The organism is Pedococcus sp. P2_F6 (assembly GCF_056403675.1).
In genome coordinates this window covers 1-21,906 of the sequence record NZ_JBFUEZ010000007.1, presented here as the reverse complement: position 1 = coordinate 21,906, position 21,906 = coordinate 1, and the positions used below count along the sequence as shown (strand labels likewise).

17 protein-coding genes and 1 pseudogene are annotated in these 21,906 nt (G+C 70.5%); 13 read left to right on the top strand and 5 right to left on the bottom strand.

Annotated features, from left to right (window positions below; genetic code table 11):
* Positions 1-170: 170 nt before the first annotated feature.
* The gene (locus AC1DWP_RS17545) at positions 171-458 is read right to left on the bottom strand and encodes a DUF1905 domain-containing protein (protein WP_477615775.1); all 288 of its coding nucleotides are present in this window, start codon (positions 456-458) and stop codon (positions 171-173) included.
* A gap of 98 nt (positions 459-556) precedes the next feature.
* Between AC1DWP_RS17545 and AC1DWP_RS17540 the strand changes: the two genes are divergently transcribed.
* Positions 557-1,741 carry a serine hydrolase domain-containing protein gene (locus tag AC1DWP_RS17540; RefSeq protein ID WP_477615774.1) on the top strand — a complete coding sequence of 395 codons (1,185 nt, stop codon included), beginning with the start codon at positions 557-559 and terminating at the stop codon, positions 1,739-1,741.
* Between the two features lie 85 nt (positions 1,742-1,826).
* On the opposite strand, the gene AC1DWP_RS17535 is transcribed toward AC1DWP_RS17540, so the two are convergent.
* Positions 1,827-2,555: an SGNH/GDSL hydrolase family protein gene (locus tag AC1DWP_RS17535; protein WP_477615773.1), complete on the bottom strand. Its 729-nt coding sequence runs from the start codon at positions 2,553-2,555 to the stop codon at positions 1,827-1,829.
* Positions 2,556-3,183: 628 nt separating this feature from the next.
* On the opposite strand from AC1DWP_RS17535, the gene AC1DWP_RS17530 reads away from it, so the two are divergent.
* From AC1DWP_RS17530 to AC1DWP_RS17480, 11 genes are all read left to right on the top strand, one after another.
* The gene (locus AC1DWP_RS17530; RefSeq protein WP_477615772.1) at positions 3,184-4,422 is read left to right on the top strand and encodes a toxic anion resistance protein; all 1,239 of its coding nucleotides are present in this window, start codon (positions 3,184-3,186) and stop codon (positions 4,420-4,422) included.
* 26 nt (positions 4,423-4,448) lie between these two features.
* Positions 4,449-5,114: a hypothetical protein gene (locus AC1DWP_RS17525; RefSeq protein WP_477615771.1), complete on the top strand. Its 666-nt coding sequence runs from the start codon at positions 4,449-4,451 to the stop codon at positions 5,112-5,114.
* Positions 5,111-6,541 carry an AAA family ATPase gene (locus tag AC1DWP_RS17520; RefSeq protein WP_477615770.1) on the top strand — a complete coding sequence of 477 codons (1,431 nt, stop codon included), beginning with the start codon at positions 5,111-5,113 and terminating at the stop codon, positions 6,539-6,541. Before AC1DWP_RS17525 ends, AC1DWP_RS17520 begins: the two co-directional genes overlap by 4 nt.
* Complete coding sequence (locus tag AC1DWP_RS17515) at positions 6,538-7,959, top strand: hypothetical protein (protein WP_477615769.1); 1,422 nt, start codon at positions 6,538-6,540, stop codon at positions 7,957-7,959. Before AC1DWP_RS17520 ends, AC1DWP_RS17515 begins: the two co-directional genes overlap by 4 nt.
* Positions 7,956-8,975: a glutamate ABC transporter substrate-binding protein gene (locus tag AC1DWP_RS17510; protein WP_477615768.1), complete on the top strand. Its 1,020-nt coding sequence runs from the start codon at positions 7,956-7,958 to the stop codon at positions 8,973-8,975. The genes AC1DWP_RS17515 and AC1DWP_RS17510 overlap by 4 nt, the downstream gene beginning before the upstream one ends.
* A complete protein-coding gene (locus AC1DWP_RS17505; RefSeq protein ID WP_477615767.1) occupies positions 8,972-10,195 on the top strand; it encodes a hypothetical protein in 1,224 nt (407 codons plus the stop codon). The genes AC1DWP_RS17510 and AC1DWP_RS17505 overlap by 4 nt, the downstream gene beginning before the upstream one ends.
* Positions 10,192-12,423, top strand: coding sequence for a serine/threonine-protein kinase (locus tag AC1DWP_RS17500; protein WP_477615766.1), 2,232 nt, complete (start codon positions 10,192-10,194; stop codon positions 12,421-12,423). Before AC1DWP_RS17505 ends, AC1DWP_RS17500 begins: the two co-directional genes overlap by 4 nt.
* A gap of 17 nt (positions 12,424-12,440) precedes the next feature.
* Positions 12,441-13,619: a PP2C family protein-serine/threonine phosphatase gene (locus AC1DWP_RS17495; RefSeq protein ID WP_477615765.1), complete on the top strand. Its 1,179-nt coding sequence runs from the start codon at positions 12,441-12,443 to the stop codon at positions 13,617-13,619.
* A complete protein-coding gene (locus AC1DWP_RS17490) occupies positions 13,600-14,877 on the top strand; it encodes a vWA domain-containing protein (RefSeq protein ID WP_477615764.1) in 1,278 nt (425 codons plus the stop codon). Before AC1DWP_RS17495 ends, AC1DWP_RS17490 begins: the two co-directional genes overlap by 20 nt.
* Positions 14,874-15,758, top strand: coding sequence for an FHA domain-containing protein (locus AC1DWP_RS17485; protein ID WP_477615763.1), 885 nt, complete (start codon positions 14,874-14,876; stop codon positions 15,756-15,758). Before AC1DWP_RS17490 ends, AC1DWP_RS17485 begins: the two co-directional genes overlap by 4 nt.
* Positions 15,759-15,994: 236 nt before the next feature.
* Positions 15,995-18,673 (top strand): response regulator, encoded by a 2,679-nt coding sequence (locus AC1DWP_RS17480; RefSeq protein WP_477615762.1) that lies wholly within the window; start codon positions 15,995-15,997, stop codon positions 18,671-18,673.
* Between the two features lie 74 nt (positions 18,674-18,747).
* Here AC1DWP_RS17480 and AC1DWP_RS17475 read toward each other — a convergent pair whose 3' ends face one another.
* Complete coding sequence (locus tag AC1DWP_RS17475; RefSeq protein WP_477615761.1) at positions 18,748-19,242, bottom strand: hypothetical protein; 495 nt, start codon at positions 19,240-19,242, stop codon at positions 18,748-18,750.
* A gap of 644 nt (positions 19,243-19,886) precedes the next feature.
* Here AC1DWP_RS17475 and AC1DWP_RS17470 point away from each other — a divergent pair.
* Positions 19,887-20,117, top strand: a complete 231-nt coding sequence (locus tag AC1DWP_RS17470; RefSeq protein ID WP_477615760.1) for a hypothetical protein — start codon at positions 19,887-19,889, stop codon at positions 20,115-20,117.
* Between the two features lie 682 nt (positions 20,118-20,799).
* Here AC1DWP_RS17470 and AC1DWP_RS17465 read toward each other — a convergent pair.
* Positions 20,800-21,468, bottom strand: coding sequence for a potassium channel family protein (locus AC1DWP_RS17465; protein WP_477615759.1), 669 nt, complete (start codon positions 21,466-21,468; stop codon positions 20,800-20,802).
* A 249-nt stretch (positions 21,469-21,717) separates the two neighbouring features.
* Positions 21,718-21,906: pseudogene (locus tag AC1DWP_RS17460) on the bottom strand (hypothetical protein); the annotation flags it as partial.

The window sequence follows — 21,906 nt, the reverse complement described above, 5'->3', positions numbered from 1 at the left end:
GATGGGGCGAAGGTACGCCCGCCCGCGGCCCAGTGGGGACTTTGGACCGATATTCACAGCGTTTCTGCCCGTTCACCCGAGTTGGAGGTGCCCGTATGCCGCGTGGCCCGGCCGCGTGGCCCGGCCGCGTGGCCCGGCCGCGTGGCCAGACGTGGCCGCGCCCGCGCCCGTCAGGCGTCGACGAAGAGCCGGACCGTCGTGGTCGTGCCGAGCTCGAGTCCCTCGGCCCGGCGCACGGCGTCCTTCAGCGGCACGATGTAGCGGCCGTCCTTCGGCCAGAGAGAGGTCTTCCAGTTGGTCTCGCCGATCCGGACCTGGACCGGGATCATCCCCCAGCCGTAGCTCACCAGCCCGGCCGTCGCATCAAGGGCATCGCAGAAGTCCTCGGGCACGGTGACGAAGTGGAACGGCGACGGCCCCTTCCAGAACCAGATCTCACCGCTGAACTCCATCTCCATGCCGCACAGGATAGGAGCGCCGGATCGGCGAGTGCTCGCCTTGCCGTCGGCACGCGTGGGGTGGACGATCGGGGGCGCTACTCGACGACGGAGGTCCCGTGTCCGGACAACTGTCACTGGAGGACCGGGTCGACGCAGTCATCGACCGTGCGCTGGCCGCCGGCCAGGTGGTGGGAGTGGTCGTCCTGGTCCGGGAGAACGGCATACCGGTCTATTCGCGGGCCGCGGGGCATGCCGACCGGGAGGCCGGGACGCCGACCGCAATCGACACCGTCTTCCGCATTGCTTCGCTGACCAAGCCCCTCGTCGCCGCCACCGCCCTGGCGCTCGTCGAGCGCGGCAGGCTCGGGCTCGATGACCTGGTCACCGACCACCTGCCGGACTTCCGGCCGCGGCTGGACGACGGACACGAGCCGGCCATCACGCTGCGCCATCTCCTGACCCACACGGCCGGCTTCGGGTACCCCGAGGTGGCTCAGGAGAGCGATGGCGCTTCGGCGGACGAGGTGTCCGAGGAACCAGCGGAGTCTGGGATGGCTGTGGACCGGTACCTGGCCGCCCGGGTGTCCAGCGGCCTGGACCAGCCGGGGCTGTCGCTCGAGGAGAACCTTGACCGCATCGCGTCGGTGCCGCTCTACTTCCCGCCCGGCACGGGTTGGCGCTACGGCGTCGCCACCGATGTGCTCGGCGCGATCATCGCGACCGTCCACGGTGGTTCCCTGGGCGAGGCCGTCTCCGAGTACGTCACCGGCCCGCTGGGCATGGTCGACACGGGGTTCCACGTGAGAGAGCCGCAGCGCCTTGCCGTGCCGTATGCCGATGGGACACCTCGTGCGGAACGGATGCGCGATCCGCAGACGATCCAGGGGTTCACGTTCTCCCCGGCTCGAGCGTTCGACGACGAGTCGTTCCAGTCCGGGGGAGCGGGAATGGTGGGGACGGTCGGTGACTTCATGAAGTTCCTCGAGGTCATCCGCACCGGGGGAGCGCCGATCCTGAGCACCGAGACGGTCGAGGTCGCGTTGGCCAACCACGTCGGGCTGCTGCGCGACGAGGAGCCGGGCTGGGGTTTCGGACTGCTCTCCGGCGTCCTTTTCGACCCAGTCGCGGGTGCGACTCCTCAAGCAGTCGGAACGATCAACTGGGGAGGCGCCTGGGGACACCAGTGGTTCCTCGACCCGGAGGCCGGCGTGAGCGCGGCGATGTTCACCAACACCGCCCTCGAGGGCTGCTGGGGACAGTTCCCACTCGAGGTCCGTGACGCCATCTATGCGGCCCGCTGAGACTGCGTCCTGAGGCGATCAGTGTTCTGGGCGTTGGCAGGGCGGGCCTGCGACTTCCAAGGTCTGGCGACCATCCTCGGCTGGACTATCCCAGGCGTAGGACCGAGACGACCACCGGCCACTCGGCCGCTGCGATGTTCGCGTGGCCTGCGATCGACGGATGACGGTGGTCCGCACCGTAGTCCTCGAGATGCATGGCCATCCGCGCCGCCGCGCCGCCGTCGGTGTGGCACTGGCTGATGCCCTGGCATGCACGAGCCAGCTGTGCCTCGTATGCCGCGAGCAGGCCAGTCACGCGCGCGACCTCTGCCTGGTTGACGGTGCGGTTTGCCGAGAAGAGATAGCAAGGCCTCGTGTCGATGAAGGCCGAGGGGGTGCTTGGCAGGGCCATGATGGCTGCCGCGTAGCCGGCTGGCCTGCCGGGGTCGCCGATCAGCAGCACGCTGGTCTGGGGCGATGCCTTGACGATCGTCTGTACGGCCCGCCGCACGGACGCGCGAAATTCGGCGTAGTGCTCTGGATCAGTTCCGTCGCAGCGCAGGTCATTACCCACGATCTGCACGATCACCAGCGCCGGATAGGGGAGTCGCGAGAGGCCTGCAGTCGCCTGCTCGACGAGCCTCTCCGAGGTGGCCGCATCTCGGGCTGAGTTGACCACGTTGCCGCTTGTCTCGGGTCTGGCTTCGAGCAGGCGCTGATAGATGCTGCGAACGGCGGGGTTGGACCCCGTGGCCCAGGAGTTCGCAGCATTGTCCGTCGCGGGACTGGTCGGGTCCGACTGGAAGCCGGTCATCCAGGAATGCCCGATCGCCATCACACCAATGGGGTGGTCGGGGCGTCCCGTGGCCGTGGCAGGAGGCGCGGCTGAACCGGGTGACTGGCTGGTGGATGAGGTGCCGGCTGATGGCGTCGTCGCATCGCCCGCGCAGGCCACCACCGCGGCGAGCAGCGCGATGGTCCCCGCCGCGATGCGCCACCGTCGAGCCATGGGAACTAGCCCCCGAACCCGCCATACATGTGGGACTCGGAGTCGCGGATGGCACCGCAGCGCTCACACTGCAGGAAGTGTTCACCTTCCTTGCCGTGCTTCCCCACCCACTGATGTCTGGTCAGCTTGCAGATCACCTTCGCGAGCTTCACCCCCACGAGTGTTCTCCTGTGAAGGCTCCTTGTCACGGTGCGGGCAGCTCCCTGGGCGTTGGGGGTAGAAGCCCACGCGGCAAGGCAGCGACGTTGTGTCACGTCCGGCACAGACGTCGCGGATTCCCATGAGCACCATGGAGCCATGAGCACCACAGAGCATGGGCGCGTGGTGCCCGCCCAGCCCTTACGGATGGGTCGGCGTAATCCCCGAACAGCGGCCTGGGAACCGCGTACATTGGCCGTTCGTCAACAAGGACAGCGAGCCGGGCCCATCGGCACTGCGGAGGAGACGAACCGTCATGACCGACACACAGCCAGGACCGCTCCAGCCCCCGGCCACGCAGGCAGCCACCCTGACGTTGACCGCGCCCACGGCGCCGGCGCCGGTCCAGGCCACGGCCGCCCCCAGGATGGCCCCGGCCATCGACGCCGCAGCCCTGCCCGCCCTCGACGCCAAGGTCGACGCCTACCTCGAGGCGCTGCTGTCCGAGGCTCCCAGGTCGCCCGGGTTCGCGGCCAAGTCGGCGGACGTGCGCACGATGGGCGACGGCGACATCCGCCAGGCCGCCGAGACCTCGAACCGCCTCCTCAAGGCCCCCGTGAAGGCGCTCCAGGAGGGCGGGCTCGCGGAGGGCTCCACGGTCGGCGCGACGCTGCTCGAGCTGCGCCGGACGATCGAGGACCTCGACCCCAAGGAGGCGACGGGGGCCCGCAAGCTTCTGGGCATGGTCCCCTTCGGCGACAAGGTCGCGGACTACTTCCGCAAGTACCAGTCGGCGCAGAGCCACCTCGACGGCATCCTCCACGCCCTGCGCGACGGCCAGGACGAGCTGGGCAAGGACAACGCCGCCCTGAACCTCGAGAAGCAGCTGCTGTGGGACTCCATGGCGCGGCTCAACCAGTACGTCTACGTCGCGGAACGGCTCGACGCCCACCTCGCCGCCCGCATCGCCGACCTCGAGGCGACCGACCCCGACAAGGCCACCGCCCTGCGCGACGACGTCCTCTTCTACGTCCGTCAGAAGCACCAGGACCTGCTCACCCAGCTGGCCGTCTCGATCCAGAACTACCTGGCCATCGACGTGGTCATCAAGAACAACGTCGAGCTGATCAAGGGGGTCGACCGGGCGTCGACGACCACCGTCTCTGCGCTGCGGACCGCCGTCATCGTGGCGCAGGCCCTCAGCAACCAGAAGCTCGTCCTCGAACAGATCTCGGCCCTCAACACCACGACGTCCGGCATGATCGAGCGCACCAGCGAGATGCTGCGCGACAACTCAGTGCGCATCCAGGAGCAGGCCGCCTCCGCCACCATCGGACTGCCCCAGCTCCAGGCGGCGTTCCAGAACATCTACGCCACCATGGACGCCATCGACAGCTTCAAGGTGCAGGCCCTGGACACGATGGCCGCGACCATCGGCACGCTCGAGACCGAGGTCGGGAAGTCGCGGTCCTACCTCGACCGGGTCGAGCGCCAGGACCAACAGGTGGCTCACGGATCGCTGGACCTGGGCAATTCGGTGGCTGCCGGACGCTGAGGGGTGGCGTGGGGGATAGTGAGCACATGTCGGGTGGGTTCTGGGATCGCCTCCTGCGCCGGCCGCAACAGCCGGTCGGCGAAGTGGGCTTCCGCGTACCCGCGGTGCCGACCAGCGACGACCTCTTCGCCGCCCTCGACCGCGTCGAGGCGATGGTGGCGGGCGGCGCCGTGCCCGCGCCGGTCGCCTCACGGGTCAGACGGGTCGACCGGGTCGTGCGTGACACCATTCCGCGGCTGTCCAGCCTCGGCGCGGGGAGTCCTCAGGCGTACTCCGTGATGGCCACGGCGACCGACTACCTCCCCGAGGCGGTCGGTGGCTACCTGCGCCTCCCGCGGCAGTTCGCCGACAGCCGTCCCGTCGACCGCGGCAAGTCCTCGCTCATGGTGCTCATCGACCAGCTCGACCTGCTCGCCACGACGATGGACAAGGTCTACGACGCGGTATGCCGCGACGACGCCGCCGCGCTCGTGGCTCACGGGCGGTTCCTCGCCGAGAAGTTCGGAACCGCCTCGTCGGGTGGGTCCCTCAACGTGGACGCCACCCCCCTGCCCCCCATGCCGGCCACGGCCGCCACAGCCGCCATGCCGGCCACGCTGGACCGGCCAGACCTCCCCGCTGCCAAGTCCCCGGACGAGGACACCGGCAGCCTCGAACGCCTCCAGCCGCCCGCCGGACGGGACGCCTCATGAGTGCAGCCAGCCTGGTCGAGGCCGTCGACGTCGCGGCGGCGCTGGCCTCGAGCGCGGGGTTGGACCCGGACTCCGCGCGGTCCGAGGCGCTCAGCCTCGCGGCGGCGGTGGCCGAGTCGGCTCCGGGGGCGGCCTCGGACTGGGCGCGGGCCCTCGGCGCCGCCACCACGCAGGACTTCTTCGATGCGGCGAGCCGGGGCCGTCGCTGGCGCGAGTCCCCCACTGCGTCGCTGAGCGCCCTTGTCGCACAAGGGTCTTCGTCAGCCCGCGCCTACGCCGAAGCCCTCGCCGAGGTGGCCTCCGCGGCGTGCCAGCTCGGCGAGCCGACGATGCGCGTCATCGGCAACGCCTCCGTCGCGGCCGCCGCCCAGCTCTCGGCGGTGCCCGGCGCTCCCTCAGCCCCACCCGCCCCGAGCCCACCCGCCCCGAGCCCGGGCGCCACGACTGCCACGCGGCATACGGAATCGTTGACGTCGGCCGCGGACTCGACGCCCGCACCGCCCGCCCCCGCGGCGGCCCGGAGCCTCGACGAGCTGCTGGCGGAGCTCGACGCCCTCGTGGGCCTGAAGCGCGTCAAACGCGAGGTCCACCGTCAGGTGGCCGTGCTGCGCATCGAGCGCCTGCGCACCGACGCGGGCCTGAAGAGTCCCTCCATCACCAGGCACCTGGTGTTCACCGGCAACCCCGGCACCGGCAAGACGACGGTGGCGCGCCTGGTGGGCGGCATCTACCAAGCGCTGGGCCTGCTGTCCCGCGGCCAGCTCGTCGAGGTCGACCGGTCCGAGCTCGTCGCCGGCTACCTCGGCCAGACCGCCACCAAGACCGCCGAGGTCGTCGAGTCCGCGGCGGGTGGGGTGCTGTTCATCGACGAGGCCTACAGCCTCACCGGTGCCGGGCCCCACGGCGACCAGTACGGCCAGGAGGCGGTCGACACCCTCGTCAAGGAGATGGAGGACCGGCGCGACGACCTCGTCGTCATCGTCGCCGGCTACCCGGCGCCGATGGAGGCGTTCATCGACGCGAACCCCGGGCTGGCCAGCCGGTTCCGCACGACCATCGAGTTCGAGGACTACAGCGACGACGAGCTGGTGGAGATCCTCGTGAAGCTCGCATGGGGTGCCGATTACGAGCTGCTGCCCGAGGCCACCGAGCGGTTCCGCGAGGTGCTCGGCCGCACTCCCCGCGGGAGCAGCTTCGGCAACGGCAGGTTCGCGCGCAACGCCCTCGAGGCGGCCATCGGCGCGCACGCCTGGAGGCTGCGCGAAGTCGACGCCCCGTCCCTCGACCAGCTCAGACAGCTCGTGGCGCGCGACTTCGACGAGGAGCCTCTCGAGGACGGATCCGCTGGCGGTCCATCGGCGTCAGAGCCTGTGCTGACCCCTGCGGATCCGGGACCCCGTGACCGCCCCCTTGGAGGTATGCCGTGACGACCCCCGCGACCGCGACCTCGGCGACCGCTGCCCGCGTGGGCACAGCCCCGGTGCCGGGTGACCGTGTCCCGCTGAGCCCCGCACCCGGTTCCGCACCCGATTCCGCCCCGGGTCCCGCCACCGGTTCCGACCCCGGATCCGCCACCCCGGCCGGGCTCGCCGGACGGGCGTCCGTGCTGCTCGTGCGGCTCCGCGCCAGCCTGCAGGAGACCCCGGGTCGGATGCGTTGGCTGGCGTCGGTGGGTGTGGCGGTCGCCCTCGCCTTCGGGCTCGCCGGCGGCCAGGCCTTCCGGTCCGCCAGCGGCGCCCTCGACAGGGCCGGAGCCAATACCGACCAGCTCGTGCGGATCCAGGCCATCCAGACCAACCTCGTCCAGGCCGACGCCGACGCCACCAACGCCTTCCTCGTCGGAGGGCTGGAACCGCCCGCCCAGCGGGCCGACTACCTCAGGGCCGTCGGGTCCGCCACCGAGCTGATCGCCGAGGCGGCGCAGCACCAGCCGGCCGACGGTCCCGCCCTGGGTGCCCTCAACCAGTCGCTGGTCGCCTACGCCAGCCAGATCGAGCGCGCCCGGGCCAACAACCGCCAGGCGCTCCCGGTGGGCGCGCAGTACCTCAGGGACGCGAGTGCCAACCTGCGGGCCGACGCGCGGCCCATCCTGAAGAACCTCGTCGACGCCAACGACAAGCGGGTCGACGCCGAGTTCGACAACGCGGGCCGGGCAGCCCTGTGGCTGGTCATCGTCGGGCTGCTCGCCCTGGTGGTCCTGGCGCTCGAGCTGGTCTGGCTGGCTCGCCGGACCAGGCGCTACCTCAACGTCCCGCTCGCGGCCGGCGCCGTCGTGGTCCTGGTCGCCCTCGTGGTCGGCGTCGTGGCACTCACGGCAGTGGCGCGCTCCGTCGACACGGTGCGGACCGGGGTCTATGCCGCGACGCTCTCGACCGCGAAGGCCCGGATCGCCGCCTTCGACGCCAAGTCGAACGAGAGCCTCACGCTCATCGCCCGTGGTTCCGGCGATGCCTTCGAGAAGGCCTGGAAGGACTCCGATGCCGCGGTGCGGACCGAGCTCTCACACCTCGCCGGCAACCCTGCGTACGCCGGGTCGGGCGCCCTGCCGTGGCCCGGGTACGTAGGCGTGCACCGGCAGATCCGCACCCTCGACGCCAAGGGGGACTGGGACGGTGCCGTGAAGCTGGCCACCGGGACCGGGGCCAAGGCAGGCAACGGCTCCTTCGCCGCGTTCGACACCGCGTCGGCGCGGCAGCTGTCCAGTCTCAACGCCAAGGTCGCCTCGCGCCTTGACGGTGCCGGGACGTGGCTCCCCGTCGGCGGCGCGCTGGGCGTCCTGGCTGGCCTGCTGGCCGCCGCCCTGGCCTGGCGCGGCTTCTCGCACCGGCTGGAGGAGTACCGATGAGCCGCGTACGCGCAGCGGCGCTGGCCACCGTGGCCGTGGTGGCGTGCCTGGCGGTGGCATCGTGCTCCAACGCGGGCGCCTACGAGCAGACGCCGATACCGAAGAACCACGTCAGCGCCACCACGACTCCGACAACGCCCCCCACCACGACGACGCCGACGCCGACGAACCCCGACGTCGTGGCCGCCAACTGTCTGCCGTCCTACGCCCCGCCGGCGACGCTTCCGAGCCCTGGACAGATGCCCGCGGGCAGCACGATGGCCCGGATCCAGGCTCGCGGTCGCCTGATCGCCGGGGTCTCGGCCGACACCCTGCTGCTCGGCTCGCGTGACCCCGTCACGGGCAAGATCGTGGGCTTCGACATCGACATGCTGCACGCGGTCTCTCAGGCGATCTTCGGCAACCCCGACAAGATCGAGTTCCGTGTCATCACCTCGGGGCAGCGTCTGCCGGTGCTCGAGGCTGGCACTGTGGACATCGTGGCCCGCAACATGACCATCACCTGTGTCCGCTGGAAGACGATCGCGTTCTCCAGCGAGTACTACCGGTCCGGACAGAACGTGCTGGTCCGCCGAGGTGACACGTCCAAGAACGGTGGCCCCATCACCGGCATGGCCGACCTCGTCGGCAAGAAGGTGTGCGCACCCAACGCCACCACGAGCATGGACAAGCTCCGGACCTTCACCGGCGTCGTGCCCGTCGGCGCGGACACCCACACCGGCTGCCTGGTGCTGTTCCAGGAGGGCAAGGTCGACGCCATCATCGGTGACGCCACGGTGCTGGCGGGTCTCGTGGCCCAGGACCCCTACGCCCTCGTCGTCAAGGGCCCCACCTTCACCGCCGAGCCGTACGGTCTCGGGTTCAACGCGGCGAACGTCGACTTCGTGGCGTTCGTCAACGGTGTGCTGGCGCAGATGCGGGCGGACGGCCGGTGGACCAAGAGCTACAACTCCTGGCTGGCCCCGGCGCTGGGCCCGGCGCCGATCCCGGTCGCTGTGTACGGACGGACCCGGTGACTGCCACCATGGCCAGCGCCTCGGCTCCCGTCGCACCGGGACGGCTCGGCACGCCCCTGGTTGCCCTGGAGGCCCTGCGCTACCTCGAGGCGCTGGGCGCCTGGCGGGACCAGCGCAAGGCCGAGCTCGACCTGCTCGACGAGGCTGCGCTCGAGGCTCCGGACCAGTCGGCCTTCACCGGCGACCTGCTGCTCTCGATGGCCCTCTGGAAGTCGGTCTCCGACCGCTACGACCTGCTCACGGCCACCTGGGACTCGGGGCGCGCGGGCCCGACGGAGCTGGAGCGACTCTCCACTCTCGTCTGGGGCAGGGTCGACGCCACCCTCGCGGTCTCCCTGCCCGAGGCGTGCCGCCTCTCGGACGCGCTGGCCACCTCGTTGCGGGCCCGGCTCGGCCTCGACACGTCGCAGGCCGACGTCACCACCCGGCTCCGCGAGCTGCGCGCCGCGGTCGAGCGCATCAGGGACCTCGTCGACGGCGCGCCCTCCTCCACCGACGCAACGGAGTCGTCCACTTCGTCCACGTCATCCACGTCATCCACCGCGTCGACGCTGGCGCGGCTCTCGGCGCGCGTCGACGACCTCGGCGCCCGCTTCCAGCGGGGTGCGGACGTCGGGGGCCTCCTGGGTCCCCTGGAGCACGACGCCGCTCGCGCCGAGCGTGACCTCATCGTCGCGGCCTCCCGGCGCGCGGCCGACTCCCGTGACTCGGCCCGCGCCCACGCCCTGCGTGCCGAGCTCGAGGCACAGGGCGCCGCACTGCGTGACCTCGCGGCCCGGTGCGTCGCCGAGGTGGTGTCGCCCCCTCGCTTCGCCGTGCCCGACGTGTCCACCCTGGGGCCCGTTCCGAGCGACCCCGCGGCCGTCGACGCCTACCTGGTGCGCCTGGACAAAGTCCGTCGCGCCATGACCGTGGCGCAGGACGCGTATGCCGCGGCGTTGTCCGAGCGCGACGAGCTGCGCGGGCGCCTCGGGGCGTATGCCGCGAAGGCTGCAGCTCTCGCCGCCTCACCGTCGGACGCAAGGGTCGACGCGGGGCGAGCGCGAGACCTGGAGGAGCTCGAGACCCGCGCCCTCGAGGTGCTGGACCAGACCCCGGCCGACCTGGCGCGCGCGCGAGGCCTCGTCGCGGCATACCAGGCCTATCTCGGGGCCGCGCTGGGCAGCGCCCAGAGCACGCCACGCCAGACCGGCCGGCCCGGTTCAGGAGCAGCCTCATGACCACGACCGTCGCGTGCACCCAGCCGGGCTGCACCGGAACGATCCTCGACGGGTACTGCGACGTGTGCGGCTCACCGGCAGCCACTGCTGCCGCGTCTCCGGACATGTCGGTGCCGACGGCGCCGGCCGGCGTCGACCAGACCCCGTCCATGGTGTCGCGGGCCTCCAACCGACTCGCCTCCACGGCCTTGGGGTCGGCCCGAAACGCCAGTGGTAGCAAGGTCACCCGCCGTCTGGGCACGTCCTCACAGCGACTGCGGGGCGCCCGGCTCGGCGCCGGGCTGACCTCGATCCCACCCGTGCCGACGGTCGACGCGGCCAAGGCGGTGCTGGCCGACCCGATGGTTCCGGAGGAGCGGCGGACGTGCCCGTCGTGCGGGTCTCCCGTCGGCCGGTCACGGGACGGCCGCCCCGGCCGCACCGAGGGGTTCTGCCCCACGTGCCGCAACCCGTTCTCCTTCACCCCCAAGTTGCACGAGGGCGACGTGGTCGGTGGGCAGTACGTCGTCGCCGGCGCGATCGCGCACGGCGGGCTGGGCTGGATCTATGCCGCGCGCGACCGCAACGTGTCCGACCGCTGGGTCGTGCTCAAGGGCCTGCTGAACTCGGGCGACCCCGACGCGCTGGCCGCCGCCATCGCCGAACGCCAGTTCCTCGCCCAGGTCGAGCACCCGCTCATCGTCGAGATCTACAACTTCGTGTCGCACGAGGGTGCGGGCTACATCGTCATGGAGTACGTCGGCGGCACCTCGCTCAAGCAGCTGCTCAAGGACCGGATGAAGAAGGCGGGCGGCACCTACAGCCCCCTGCCGGTGGACCAGGCGATCGCCTTCGTCATCGAGGTGCTCCCGGCCTTCCAGTACCTCCACGACCTCAACCTCGTCTACTGCGACTTCAAGCCCGACAACGTGATCCAGGTCGGCGATGCCGTCAAGCTCATCGACCTCGGTGGGGTGCGGCGGCTCGACGACGTCGACTCGGCGATCTACGGCACGACGGGCTACCAGGCGCCGGAGGTGCCACAGGTCGGGCCCTCGGTGGCCTCGGACATCTACACCATCGGCCGCGCGCTCATGGTCCTCACCACCGAGTTCCGCGGCTACCAGAGCACCTACGTCGCCTCGCTCCCGCCGATCGACGAGACACCCCTGTTCCAGAAGCACGACTCGCTCTACCGGCTGCTGCTCAAGGCTTGTGCACCCGATCCTGCCGACCGGTTCGTCAGCGCCGACGAGCTGCGCGTCCAGCTCCTCGGGGTGCTGCGAGAGGTCGTCGCCCTCGAGCGGGAGGGAGCCGCGGAGCACTCGACCTCGTCCCTGCTCTTCGACGTGCCCACGGTCTCGGACGACTCCCTGGCCTGGCAGCACCTGCCCACCTTGCGCCGGGACGAGGGCGATCCCCAGGCGTCCTGGCTGCGGACGGTGAGCATCGACGATCCCGCCCAGCGGCTGGTGGCCCTGGAGGGTGCGCCGGCGACGAGCCCCGAGGTCCTGCTGGCCACCGCGCAGGCAGCCCTGCACGCGGGCGACTACGACCGGGTGGACCAGGCCGTGCAGGCCCTGCTGACCGACGACCCCTGGGAGTGGCGCGCGGTCTGGATGGACGGCCTCGTCGCGCTCGCTCGCGGCAGGACGGCAGATGCCCAGAGCGCCTTCAACGCGGTCTACGGCCAGGTGCCGGGTGAGCTCGCCCCCAAGCTGGCCCTCGCTTTCGCCTGCGAGACCGGCGGCGAGGCCGATGTGGCCGAGTCGCTCTACGTCACGTGTGTCCGGACTGACGCCAACTACATCGCGCCGGCGGCGTTCGGCCTGGCCCGGATCCGCGCTGGCCGTGGTGACGTCGACGGCGCGGTCCGTGCCCTCGACCTCGTGCCGGCGACGAGCCGTGCCTTCACGCAGGCCCGGCGCCGACGGGCTGGGCTCCTCGCCGAGTCCGGTGGTGGGCTGCCGGCCCTCGCCGCGGCGCTCGAGAGCATCGACAACCTGACGATCGACCCGGTCGACCGCTCCCGCTTCCGCGTCGACGTGCTCGAGGCGGCCCTGTCGGTGGTGACCACGCAGGGCGCTGACCCGACGGTCTCCCTCGCGGGTCACCCTGCCTCGGAGCCGGCGCTGCGCGACGGGCTCGAGTCCGCGTACCGCGACCTCGCGACGCACGCTCCCAGCCAGCAGGAGCGCGTCCGTCTCGTCGACCAGGCCAACTCGGTGCGCCGGTGGACGCTGCGATGACAGGGACGGGGAGTGGCGTGGACGCCGAGGCCACCAGAGAAGAGGGCGGTATGCCGTTGGCGGACGTGGCGCTGTCGTGTCCAGCCTGCTCGGCTCCGATCGGCGAGAGCGACCGGTTCTGCGAAGCCTGCGGCGCCGAGCTGACTCCTGCGGTGGCACCACCGCCCCAGGCGGCACCCGTGGCGGTCGCCAGGGCGTGCCACGAATGTGGCGGCGTGGTCGCCCCTGACGGCTACTGCACCCAGTGCGGTGCCGAGGCCGTCAGCGAGCGCGACCACTTCGTCGAGACACCAGCCCCATGGGTTGCCGCGGTGTGCGACCGCGGTATCCGCCACTCCCGCAACGAGGACGCCATGGCGCTGCACGCCGGGGCCGAGCCGGGCAGCCACGCCGTGCTCGTCGTCTGCGACGGGGTGTCGTCCTCCACCGACTCCGACGTGGCCAGCCTCGCCGCCGCGCGGGCGGCGCGCGACCTGCTCACGGTCTCCCGGCCGCAGGCGCTCGGCACCGCGGCGACCCGGCGCACCGCGACGGCGAGGGCCATGGAGGTCGCCGTCGATGCCGCCAACGACGCGGTCATCCGCAACACCACCGCAGGCCCGGGGAACCCGGCGTCGTGCACGTTCGTCGCGGCGGTCATCCAGGAGTCCCAGCTCGTCGTGGGCTGGGTCGGGGACAGCCGGGCCTACTGGTTGCCCGACGCGGGCGCCGGGCAGCTGCTCAGCATCGACGACTCGTTCGCTGCGGAGCAGATCGCCGCCGGGGTGGCGCGCAAGGATGCGGAGAACGGGCCACAGGCGCATGCCATCACCCGGTGGCTCGGCATCGACGCACCAGACCACACCCCCCGGACCGCTTCGCTCGACCTGACCGAGCCGGGGTGGGTGATGGTGTGCTCCGATGGCCTCTGGAACTACTGCTCCGAAGGGGAGGCGATGTCAGTCCTGTTGCGCGACACTGCTTCGACCACCGGCTACGCCCCGCTCGACCTTGCCGACGGACTGGTCGACTGGGCGAATGCCCAGGGCGGCCAGGACAACATCACGGTGGCCCTCGCCCGGGTCGGTCCACCGACGCCGGTTTTGACGACGCCGACTCCGACGGTGCCGGGCACGGCGGAAGCTGGAACCACCCCCGAGCCGGCGCCCGCGGCATACCAAGAGGAAGGCACGCCAGATGGCAACGTTCTCAGCTGAGGTGTTCCAGAACGAGTTCCTGCCCGACGGCGGGACGGACGTCCACGCCATCGTCACGGTGACGTGTTCCGGCGCGGGCGAGGCGGGGCAGACGGACTCGGGCGAGGCCGGCGAGATCGTCATCGTCGACACCTCCGGCTCGATGAAGGGCGAGAACATCGTCGCCGCCCAGCAGGCCGCCGCCGCGGCGCTCGACCAGGTGCTCGACGGTGTCTGGTTCGCCGTCATCGCGGGCAGCCACCTGCCCCGCCTGGCGTTCCCGGTCACCCCGGAGCCCGCCATGGTGCGAATGGACTCACAGGTCCGGGCCCAGGCCAAGGCAGCGGTCGGCTCGTTCTTCGCCGATGGCGGGACCGCCATGGGCACCTGGCTCAGGCTGGCGACCAAGGTCTTCGCGTCGGTGCCCACGCTCGCGCAGAGGCACGCGATCCTCCTGACCGACGGCATCAACCAGCACGAGTCACCGCAGGAGCTCAGCGCCGCCATCGAGCAGGCCAAGGGCCTGTTCCAGTGCGACTGCCGCGGCGTCGGCGAGGACTGGCAGGTGGCCGAGGTCCGCCGCATCGCGACGGCACTGCTGGGCAGCGTCGACCTGATCGCCCGCCCCGAGGACATGGCGGCGGACTTCGAGCAGATCATGCGGCAGGCGATGGGCCGCGGGGTCGCGGAGGCGTCGCTGCGGGTGTGGGCGCCGCAGGGGGCCGAGGTGCTGTTCGTCAGACAGGTCGCGCCGACCGTCGAGGACCTCACGCCACGTCGGCAGGAGGTCAACCCGCTGACCCGGGGCTATCCCACCGGCTCCTGGGGCGACGAGGCGCGTGACTACCACGTGGCGGTGCGGCTGCCAGCGAAGTCGGTGGGACAGGAACAGCTCGCCTCGAGGGTGCAGCTGGCCGTGGGTGACACCGTGGTGGCCCAGGGCCTGGTCAAGGCGCTGTGGTCCAACGACGACACCCTGACGGCGCGGATCGACCCGGCTGTCGCGCACTACACCGGGCAGGCCGAGCTCGCGGAGGCCATCCAGGACGGCCTCGCCGCGAAGGCAGCGGGCGACACGACCACGGCGACCGCCAAGCTCGGACGGGCGGTCCAGCTCGCGGCGCAGACCGGCAACGACGAGGCGACCAGCCGCCTGCGCAAGATCGTCGAGATCGACGACGCGGACACCGGCACGGTCCGGCTGCGTCGAGCGGTGAGCAAGCTCGACGAGATGGCGCTCGACACTGCGTCCACCAAGACGACGCGGGTGAGGAAATGAGCGCCGTCACGTGTCCGAACGGGCACGAGTCCGTCGCGACGGACTACTGCGACTTGTGCGGAGCGCCGATCGCGCAGGAAGGTGCCGCGTCGGCCGGCGCGTCGGCCGGCGCGTCAGCGGCTGGGGGAGCCAGCGGGGCTGCGGCTCCTGGCGCGGCTCCAGGCGCGGCGCCTGACGCCGCTCCTGAAGGTGCGGCATCGAGCGGGCAGGCGCCGACGCAGGAGTGCCCCAACTGCGGGACCGACAACGACTCGGCCGCGCTGTTCTGCGAGGCGTGCGGCTACGACTTCACGACCGGCACGATGCCACGGCCAGCGGAGGTCGCGCCGACGTCGGCTCTCGACCTGGGCGCCGGGGTGGGGTCCGCCGGCCCGCCGCCCGACGCGCAGGCACCCGACGCGCAGGCACCCGACGCGCAGGCACCTGACGCGAAGGCACCCGACCCGCAGGCGCCCGTTGCGCCCGAGGTCTCCGTCGGCTGGGTGGTCGAGGTGTGGGTCGACCCTGACTGGTACGCGTCTCAGGAGAGTGACGACCCGTGTCCGTCGCCCGGACTTCCGGAGACCTTGCCGTTGCGGCGGCAGAGCCTGCTCATCGGCCGGCCGTCGGTCAGTCGGGGGATCCACCCCGACATCGACCTCGCCTCCGACCCCGGCGTGAGCCGCCGGCAGGCCCAGCTCACCACGGACGGTTCGCGGTGGTGGGTCGAGGACCTGCAGTCCTCCAACGGCACCTACGTCGGTTCCGCGAGCGGCCCGCTGCCCGAGACGCCGGTGACGCCGGGCCAGCGTCGCGAGCTCGCCGAGGGCGACCGGGTCTATGTAGGGGCGTGGACCCGACTCGTCGTGCGCCGCGCGACGGCGGAGGAACAGGCACTCTGACCTACCGGACGGTGCCGAGGTCGTCGGCAGGTGCACCGACGTCGGCCCACGCAAACCTGCGCGGCCACAGGCAGTTTCACCCTTTGGAGGTAGGCATGGGTCCTGATCTGGGGGCAGACTGCTGAAGGTGCTGGAACGGCATACCTGAGGCGGAGGGCGCGCTGAGGGTGCTGGAACCGGACGACTGAGGGTGCTGGAACCGCACGCCAGCTGTGATGTCGCGATCGGAGGCGCACGTGACCGAGTCCGAGGACAGGTCTGCAGCGAGCGCCGCGGCCGTGGCGCGCCTCCAGGCCAGGCTGGCCGAGACGCAGGAGCAGCTGGCCGCGACGAGCGAGATCCTGGCCGTGCTCGGGACCTCCGCGTCGGGTGAGGCCGAGGTGTTCGACGCGATCGTGGAGCGGGCTCGCCGATTGTGCTGGGCCGATGCGGCCACGATCCACATCGCCACCGAGCACAACTTCACGATGGTGCACTCGGTCGGCCTGCGGCCCGACTACCTGGAGCTGGCCACTCGCAAACCGGTGCCGCGCGACCGCACCTCGCTGGTCGGCCGGGTCGGCCTGGACGGCAGGACCCAGCAGATCGTCGACGTGCTCGCGGACCCTGACTACGACCGCCCCGAGTTCCAGAGCAAGAGCGGCATCCGGACGATCATGGGCGCTCCCATGATCGTCGAGGACGAGGTGGTCGGGGTGCTGTCGGTGTGGCGCACCATCGTCGACCCGTTCGACGACCGGGTGCGGAGCCTGCTCAGCACGTTCGCCGCGCAGGGAGCCCTGGCCCTGCGGAACGTGGGCCTCTTCCGGGCGCTCGAGAGCCGGTCGGACGAGCTGTCGTGGAAGGTCGAGCAGCTCGAGGCGCTCTCTGAGGTCGGTGAGGCGATCAGCTCGTCCCTGGACCCCGACGAGGTGCTGACGACCATCGTCAAGCACGCCGTCCAGCTCTCGGAGACCGACGGCGGGTCGCTGATGGAGTACGACGAGGAGACCCGGCTGTTCGGGGTGCGCACGACCTACGGCACCAGCCGCGACGTGGTCGAGCGCCTCCGGCAGTCCCGCATCCACGTCGACGAGACCTTCGTCGGCCGGACGGCCGCCTCGCGCACAGTGGCCCAGATCCCCGACCTGTCCGAGCGCCAGGACCTCGACCCGCACCTGACCCTGCTCCACGAGGCCGGCTGGCGCTCCCTCGTCGCGATCCCGCTCACCCGTGCCGACCGGATCGTCGGCGCGCTGGTCGTGCGGCGCAAGCAACCCGGGGTGTTCAGCGATGAGACCTGCGAGCTGCTGTCCTCGTTCGCCAGCCAGTCGGCCATCGCGCTGACGAACGCCCGGCTCTACCAGCAGCTCGAGCGGCAGAGCGCCGAGCTGGCCGATGCGAGCCGGCACAAGTCCGAGTTCCTGGCGAGCATGTCGCACGAGCTCCGGACGCCGCTCAACGCGGTGATCGGCTTCTCGGAGGTGCTGCTGGAGCGGATGTTCGGTGAGCTCAACGAGCGCCAGGCCGACTACCTCCAGGACATCCACAGCGCCGGTCGCCACTTGCTCGCGCTCATCAACGACGTGCTCGACCTGTCGAAGGTCGAGGCAGGTCACATGGAGCTCGACCGGACCTCCTTCGATGTGGCCGAGGCCCTCGACTACGCGCACCTGCTGGTCCGCGAACGGGCCTCTCAACACCGGATCAAGGTCACGGTGGACGCGTCCAAGGAGGAGCTGGGGACGATCTGGGCGGACCAGCTGCGGTTCAAGCAGATCATGCTCAACCTGCTGAGCAACGCCGTGAAGTTCACGCCCGACGGAGGTCGGGTGCGCGTCGTCGCGCACCGGGTCGAAGGGGATCTCGAGGTGAGCGTCACCGACACGGGCGTGGGCATCGCGCCGGAGGACCAGGCCCGGATCTTCGACTCCTTCCAGCAGGGCGGTCGGTCCAGCTCGTCGGCCGAGGGTACGGGCCTGGGTCTGACGCTGACCCGCCGGATCGTTGAGCTGCACGGCGGGACGCTGTGGCTCGAGAGCACCCTCGGGGTCGGCAGCACGTTCGGCTTCCGGATCCCCCTGAGCGCCCAGCCGCGCCTGGTGCCCGACGCCGACGCCGACGCCGGCGCTCTCGCCGACGCTGGCGCGGACTGGGGTCGTGAGGGGGAGGACTCCCGGCCGACGATCCTCATCATCGAGGACGACGAGAACTCCGCGGAGCTGGTCTCCGTGCACGTCCGCGCGGCGGGTCTTCGGCCGGTGGCGGTGGGGACGGGCGAGGAGGGACTGGACGCGGTGCGCTCGATGCACCCGGCCGCCGTCATCCTCGACATCCGGTTGCCCGGCATGGACGGCTGGGACGTCCTGGGCGCGCTGAAGGCTGAGCCCTCGACGGCCGACACGCCGGTCGTCGTCGTCAGTGTGCTCCCCGAACGCGGCCGTGGCTTCGCGCTCGGCGCCTCCGACTATCTCGTCAAGCCGGTGGCCAGGGACGACCTCCTCGCCGCCCTGCGCCGGGTGGGGGTGGGCCCGCCCCACCAGGTGGCGCACCGGCGGATCGTGGTGGTCGACGACGACCCGGCGGCGCTCGAGCTGGTGCAGGTCACCCTCGAACCACTCGGCTGGGACGTGCGGACCTGCGCCCACGGTGCCGAGGCCCATGCGGTCGTGCGCAGCGAGTCGCCGGCCGTGGTCCTCGTCGACCTGCTCATGCCGGACACCGACGGCTTCGCGGTCATCGACGCGCTCCACCACGACCCGAACACGCAAGGCATCCCCATCGTCGTGCTCACAGCCAAGACGCTCACGGCCGCCGATCGGCGCCGGCTCAAGGGCCGGGTGGAGTTCGTGGCGTCCAAGAGCCGTCTTGACCTGATCCAGCTCTCCACCCGCCTGGCCGGCCTCGCCGGTGTCCCAGCCGCCCTGCCGGACTAACTACCTTGGGTATGCCGCGTGCTTCCGCCTCCCTCGTCGGTTGAGTTTCGTCGCGGTTGGCGTCGAGAACGGGCTCAGCTGAGCGCTGCACAGAGGTCGAGCGCCGATCCGGAGTGGCTCAGTACCTCCCAGACTCCGCCTGGAGTGACGGTGTAGGTCACCTGTCCGGTGTAGAGCGTGGTGGACGGCCCTCCGACATCGGTGGAGAACAAGATGATGATGTAGTGCCCGGTGGCGCTGACAGTCTGGCTTCCGTCCGCGCGGGTCGTGGTGCGAGTCACCGCTCCGTTGGACTGGAACGACACCGCCTGCTGTGTGTCGTCGTTGGTGACGGTGACGTTGCTCCCCGTCCCGGCGACGATGACGCGACTCGGGTTGCCGCCTTGGCCGTTAGCGGGTCGCACGCTCTGATTGCCACCAGAGACGGTGAACGTGACGGGGAAGTCTGCGCAGGCTTCTCCCTGGGGCAGTGAGAAGCTGTCGGCGTAGCTGGCTGCGGGTGCGGCCAAGAGCGCGGCTCCGGCGCAAACGACGGCGAAGGTGGCACGCGCGAAAGTCTTGCGGGACATGGTTAACCTGCCTTTGCTTGGGCTTGAGGGCGTTGCCTACATCAACACCCTCCTACCCGCGGACGCGTTCGGCTTCCTCCAATTGGCGTAATCGCAGCGGGGGCCAGGGACCACCGCAGTTTGGCTGCGGAGCGCCGGGAGGTTGTCCCATCAACCTGGGCCGCTCGGGCCTCCGCCTCCGACGATGTGCTGGGCCCTCGAATCGGGCTCGCCGTCGCCGAACTCGATCAGCCCGCACCGCTGGCACGTCGACTTGACCGTGTGATCCGGCAACCGGTGATGATTCCATCGGTGGCCAACGAGACGGCATGTAAAGCGCTTCACGTCCATGGCTTCATGGTGGCGCGCAGGGGCGGTAGCGCAAAGGTGACCTTGTCCCGCTCCCGTTGGCTGTCCCGAAAGAGGTCCAGCGGTTTCCGCGCGGGCTCAGCGGGCTTCCACACTGGGGCCAATCCGACCGCGTGGCTGATGAGGACTGGACGACTGGCGTGGTCCAAGAAGGATGGAGTGAGCCTCTGCGTGTCGTTTCGTGTCGTTTCGTTGGGTCGCACACCGGGCGATGTCGAGGGGCCCGGCCGGGTTCATGCCGATCCTGGGCGCCAAACCAGCCACTCGTCTCCACGTCGCCTGGCACACTCGCCACCGTGACCGAGACTCTCGTCTATGCGGCAATCATCGCCCTCGCCTACGGCATTGGCGGCTGGATCGGCTACCTGATAGGCAGCAAACGCGGCCGCGCACGAGCATGGATTGACCTCACCGCCGACCCCGCGCAAATGCGCGTCATCGCCGCAAGCATCGAGGACGCCCGATTCCGATCGGCCGAGGCCGACGCCACACGCAGAGTCGGAGGCCTGATCCCGCGTGAGGAATGAGGGACCTGAAGCGGCGAGGGGAAGGCTGAAATGGCCCCCACCTCCCAAAGGCCGTTGTGCAGGCGTTGGGCGCCCTCGAGCTGATTCGCACCGCCGACACCCGTCTTAGGAGCGAGCCCCAAGGGTGAGCGGTGTCGCGGATTCCATTGCGCTGCAACGGGTTGGGCTCTGCTGTATGCCGGGTGGGTCTGGCTGTTCCGGACCCTATGGGCATCTCTCGGGCAACTACCAAGCGTGGCGCAGGGCGCGCCCACGGCCACGTCGATCGGGGAGTGCGCGACACTGTGCGTGTGGATTGGGACGCACGAATGCAGCAGAGGGCCCAGCTGGCGGCGAACGCCGTTCTCATCGTGTTCTCATCGTCTGTGCGGCGATCAATTGGGCCCACGATGTCCCGGTCTGGACCGGCATCTTCGTCTTCGCCGCGGTGGTCAATGCGGTCGGAATGGCTTGGACGTACCGGAAGAACCACGGACCCCAAGTCGTCCGGCGGGATGAGCCACCGTCCCGATAGCGGAGTAGGAGAGCCTGCCGAGTGGTCGGGTCAAGGGTGGCCGGAGGCCATCACGGAGTTATGCGTAGCGCCCTTCATGCGGCCTGGAGGTGGCGAAGGTGGAGCGCAGAGTCGGAGGGCAGGTGGTGACAGGGCGCGCCATGACCTTGCGGGTCGTGGGGTTGCGAGTCAGAGACGTTCGTCGGTGACGAGTTCTGGCTCGTTCGCCTTAGTTCGCCGCTCCCGGTCGAGACTGGTTACGAACCATGCGGCGATGGAGGCGGTGATCGCTCCGACGAGGGCGATTCCGACGACCATGAGCGTCACGGCGATGACCCGTCCCGTGGTGGTCACCGGGTAGCGGTCTCCGTACCCAACGGTGGTCACTGTGGTGGCGGCCCACCAGAGGGCGTCGCCGATGGTGGTGATGTTGGCCTTGGAAGCGTCTTGCTCGGCGTCGAGCACGGCCACCGCCCCGAGGCCGATGGCCATTACGGCAGAGCCGATGACATAGGTGGTTACCCGGCCGGCGAGGTTGCCGGCTGCACTCCTGTTCAGGATGCGGAGGAAGGCCAAGAGGCGAAGCAGCCGCAGTGGCCGCAAGACCGGCAGGGCGATCAGAGCGACGTCGTACCAGTGATGGAGGGCGTATTGCGCACGGTCGCGGGCGAGCACGAGTCGGACCAGGAAGTCGATCGCAAAGGCCACCCACACGGTCCAGCTGATGTAGTCCAGAAATGTGTTGAGCGTCGGGTCGATCCTGGGATCCAGCACCGGCCAGGCGTAGGCCACGAGGAAGGCGAGGGCGAGCAGGAGTAGCGGAACCTCGGCTCGGCGTTCCCAGCGCTCGACGGTCATGGTCGTGAGGCTATGACGTCGAGCGCGTTTCTGTCCGGTGGTTGTGCGAGGGGTGCGGTGGGGTGCGCGCAGTGCGCGAAGCGCCGCCCGGAGCGAGGGCCCGATCGTGGGGCCCCGTATGGCGTGGCCGCCCTTTAGCCAGTAAGGAAGGTGCTCGCCAGACAGCAATTCTTCAGGCCGTGGTGCCCTTGTAGGCATTCGGCTGATGGTTGACGGTTTTACGTCGGTTGATCCTTGACACTCCTTACGTCAGTTTGTCCTGCGGGTCTTGGTCAGTGCACCTCCCAAGGGTCGTTTGTTGCGGACGGGGCCGGTGCTGTCGCGTCGCACGGTGCGCAGCAGCTCGTTGCCGATCCAGAACTGGAGGGTGTCGGGGCCGACGTGGACGTCGCAGCGTTCACCGGCCCGGTGGCGTCCGACGGAGACCTGTTGCCAGGA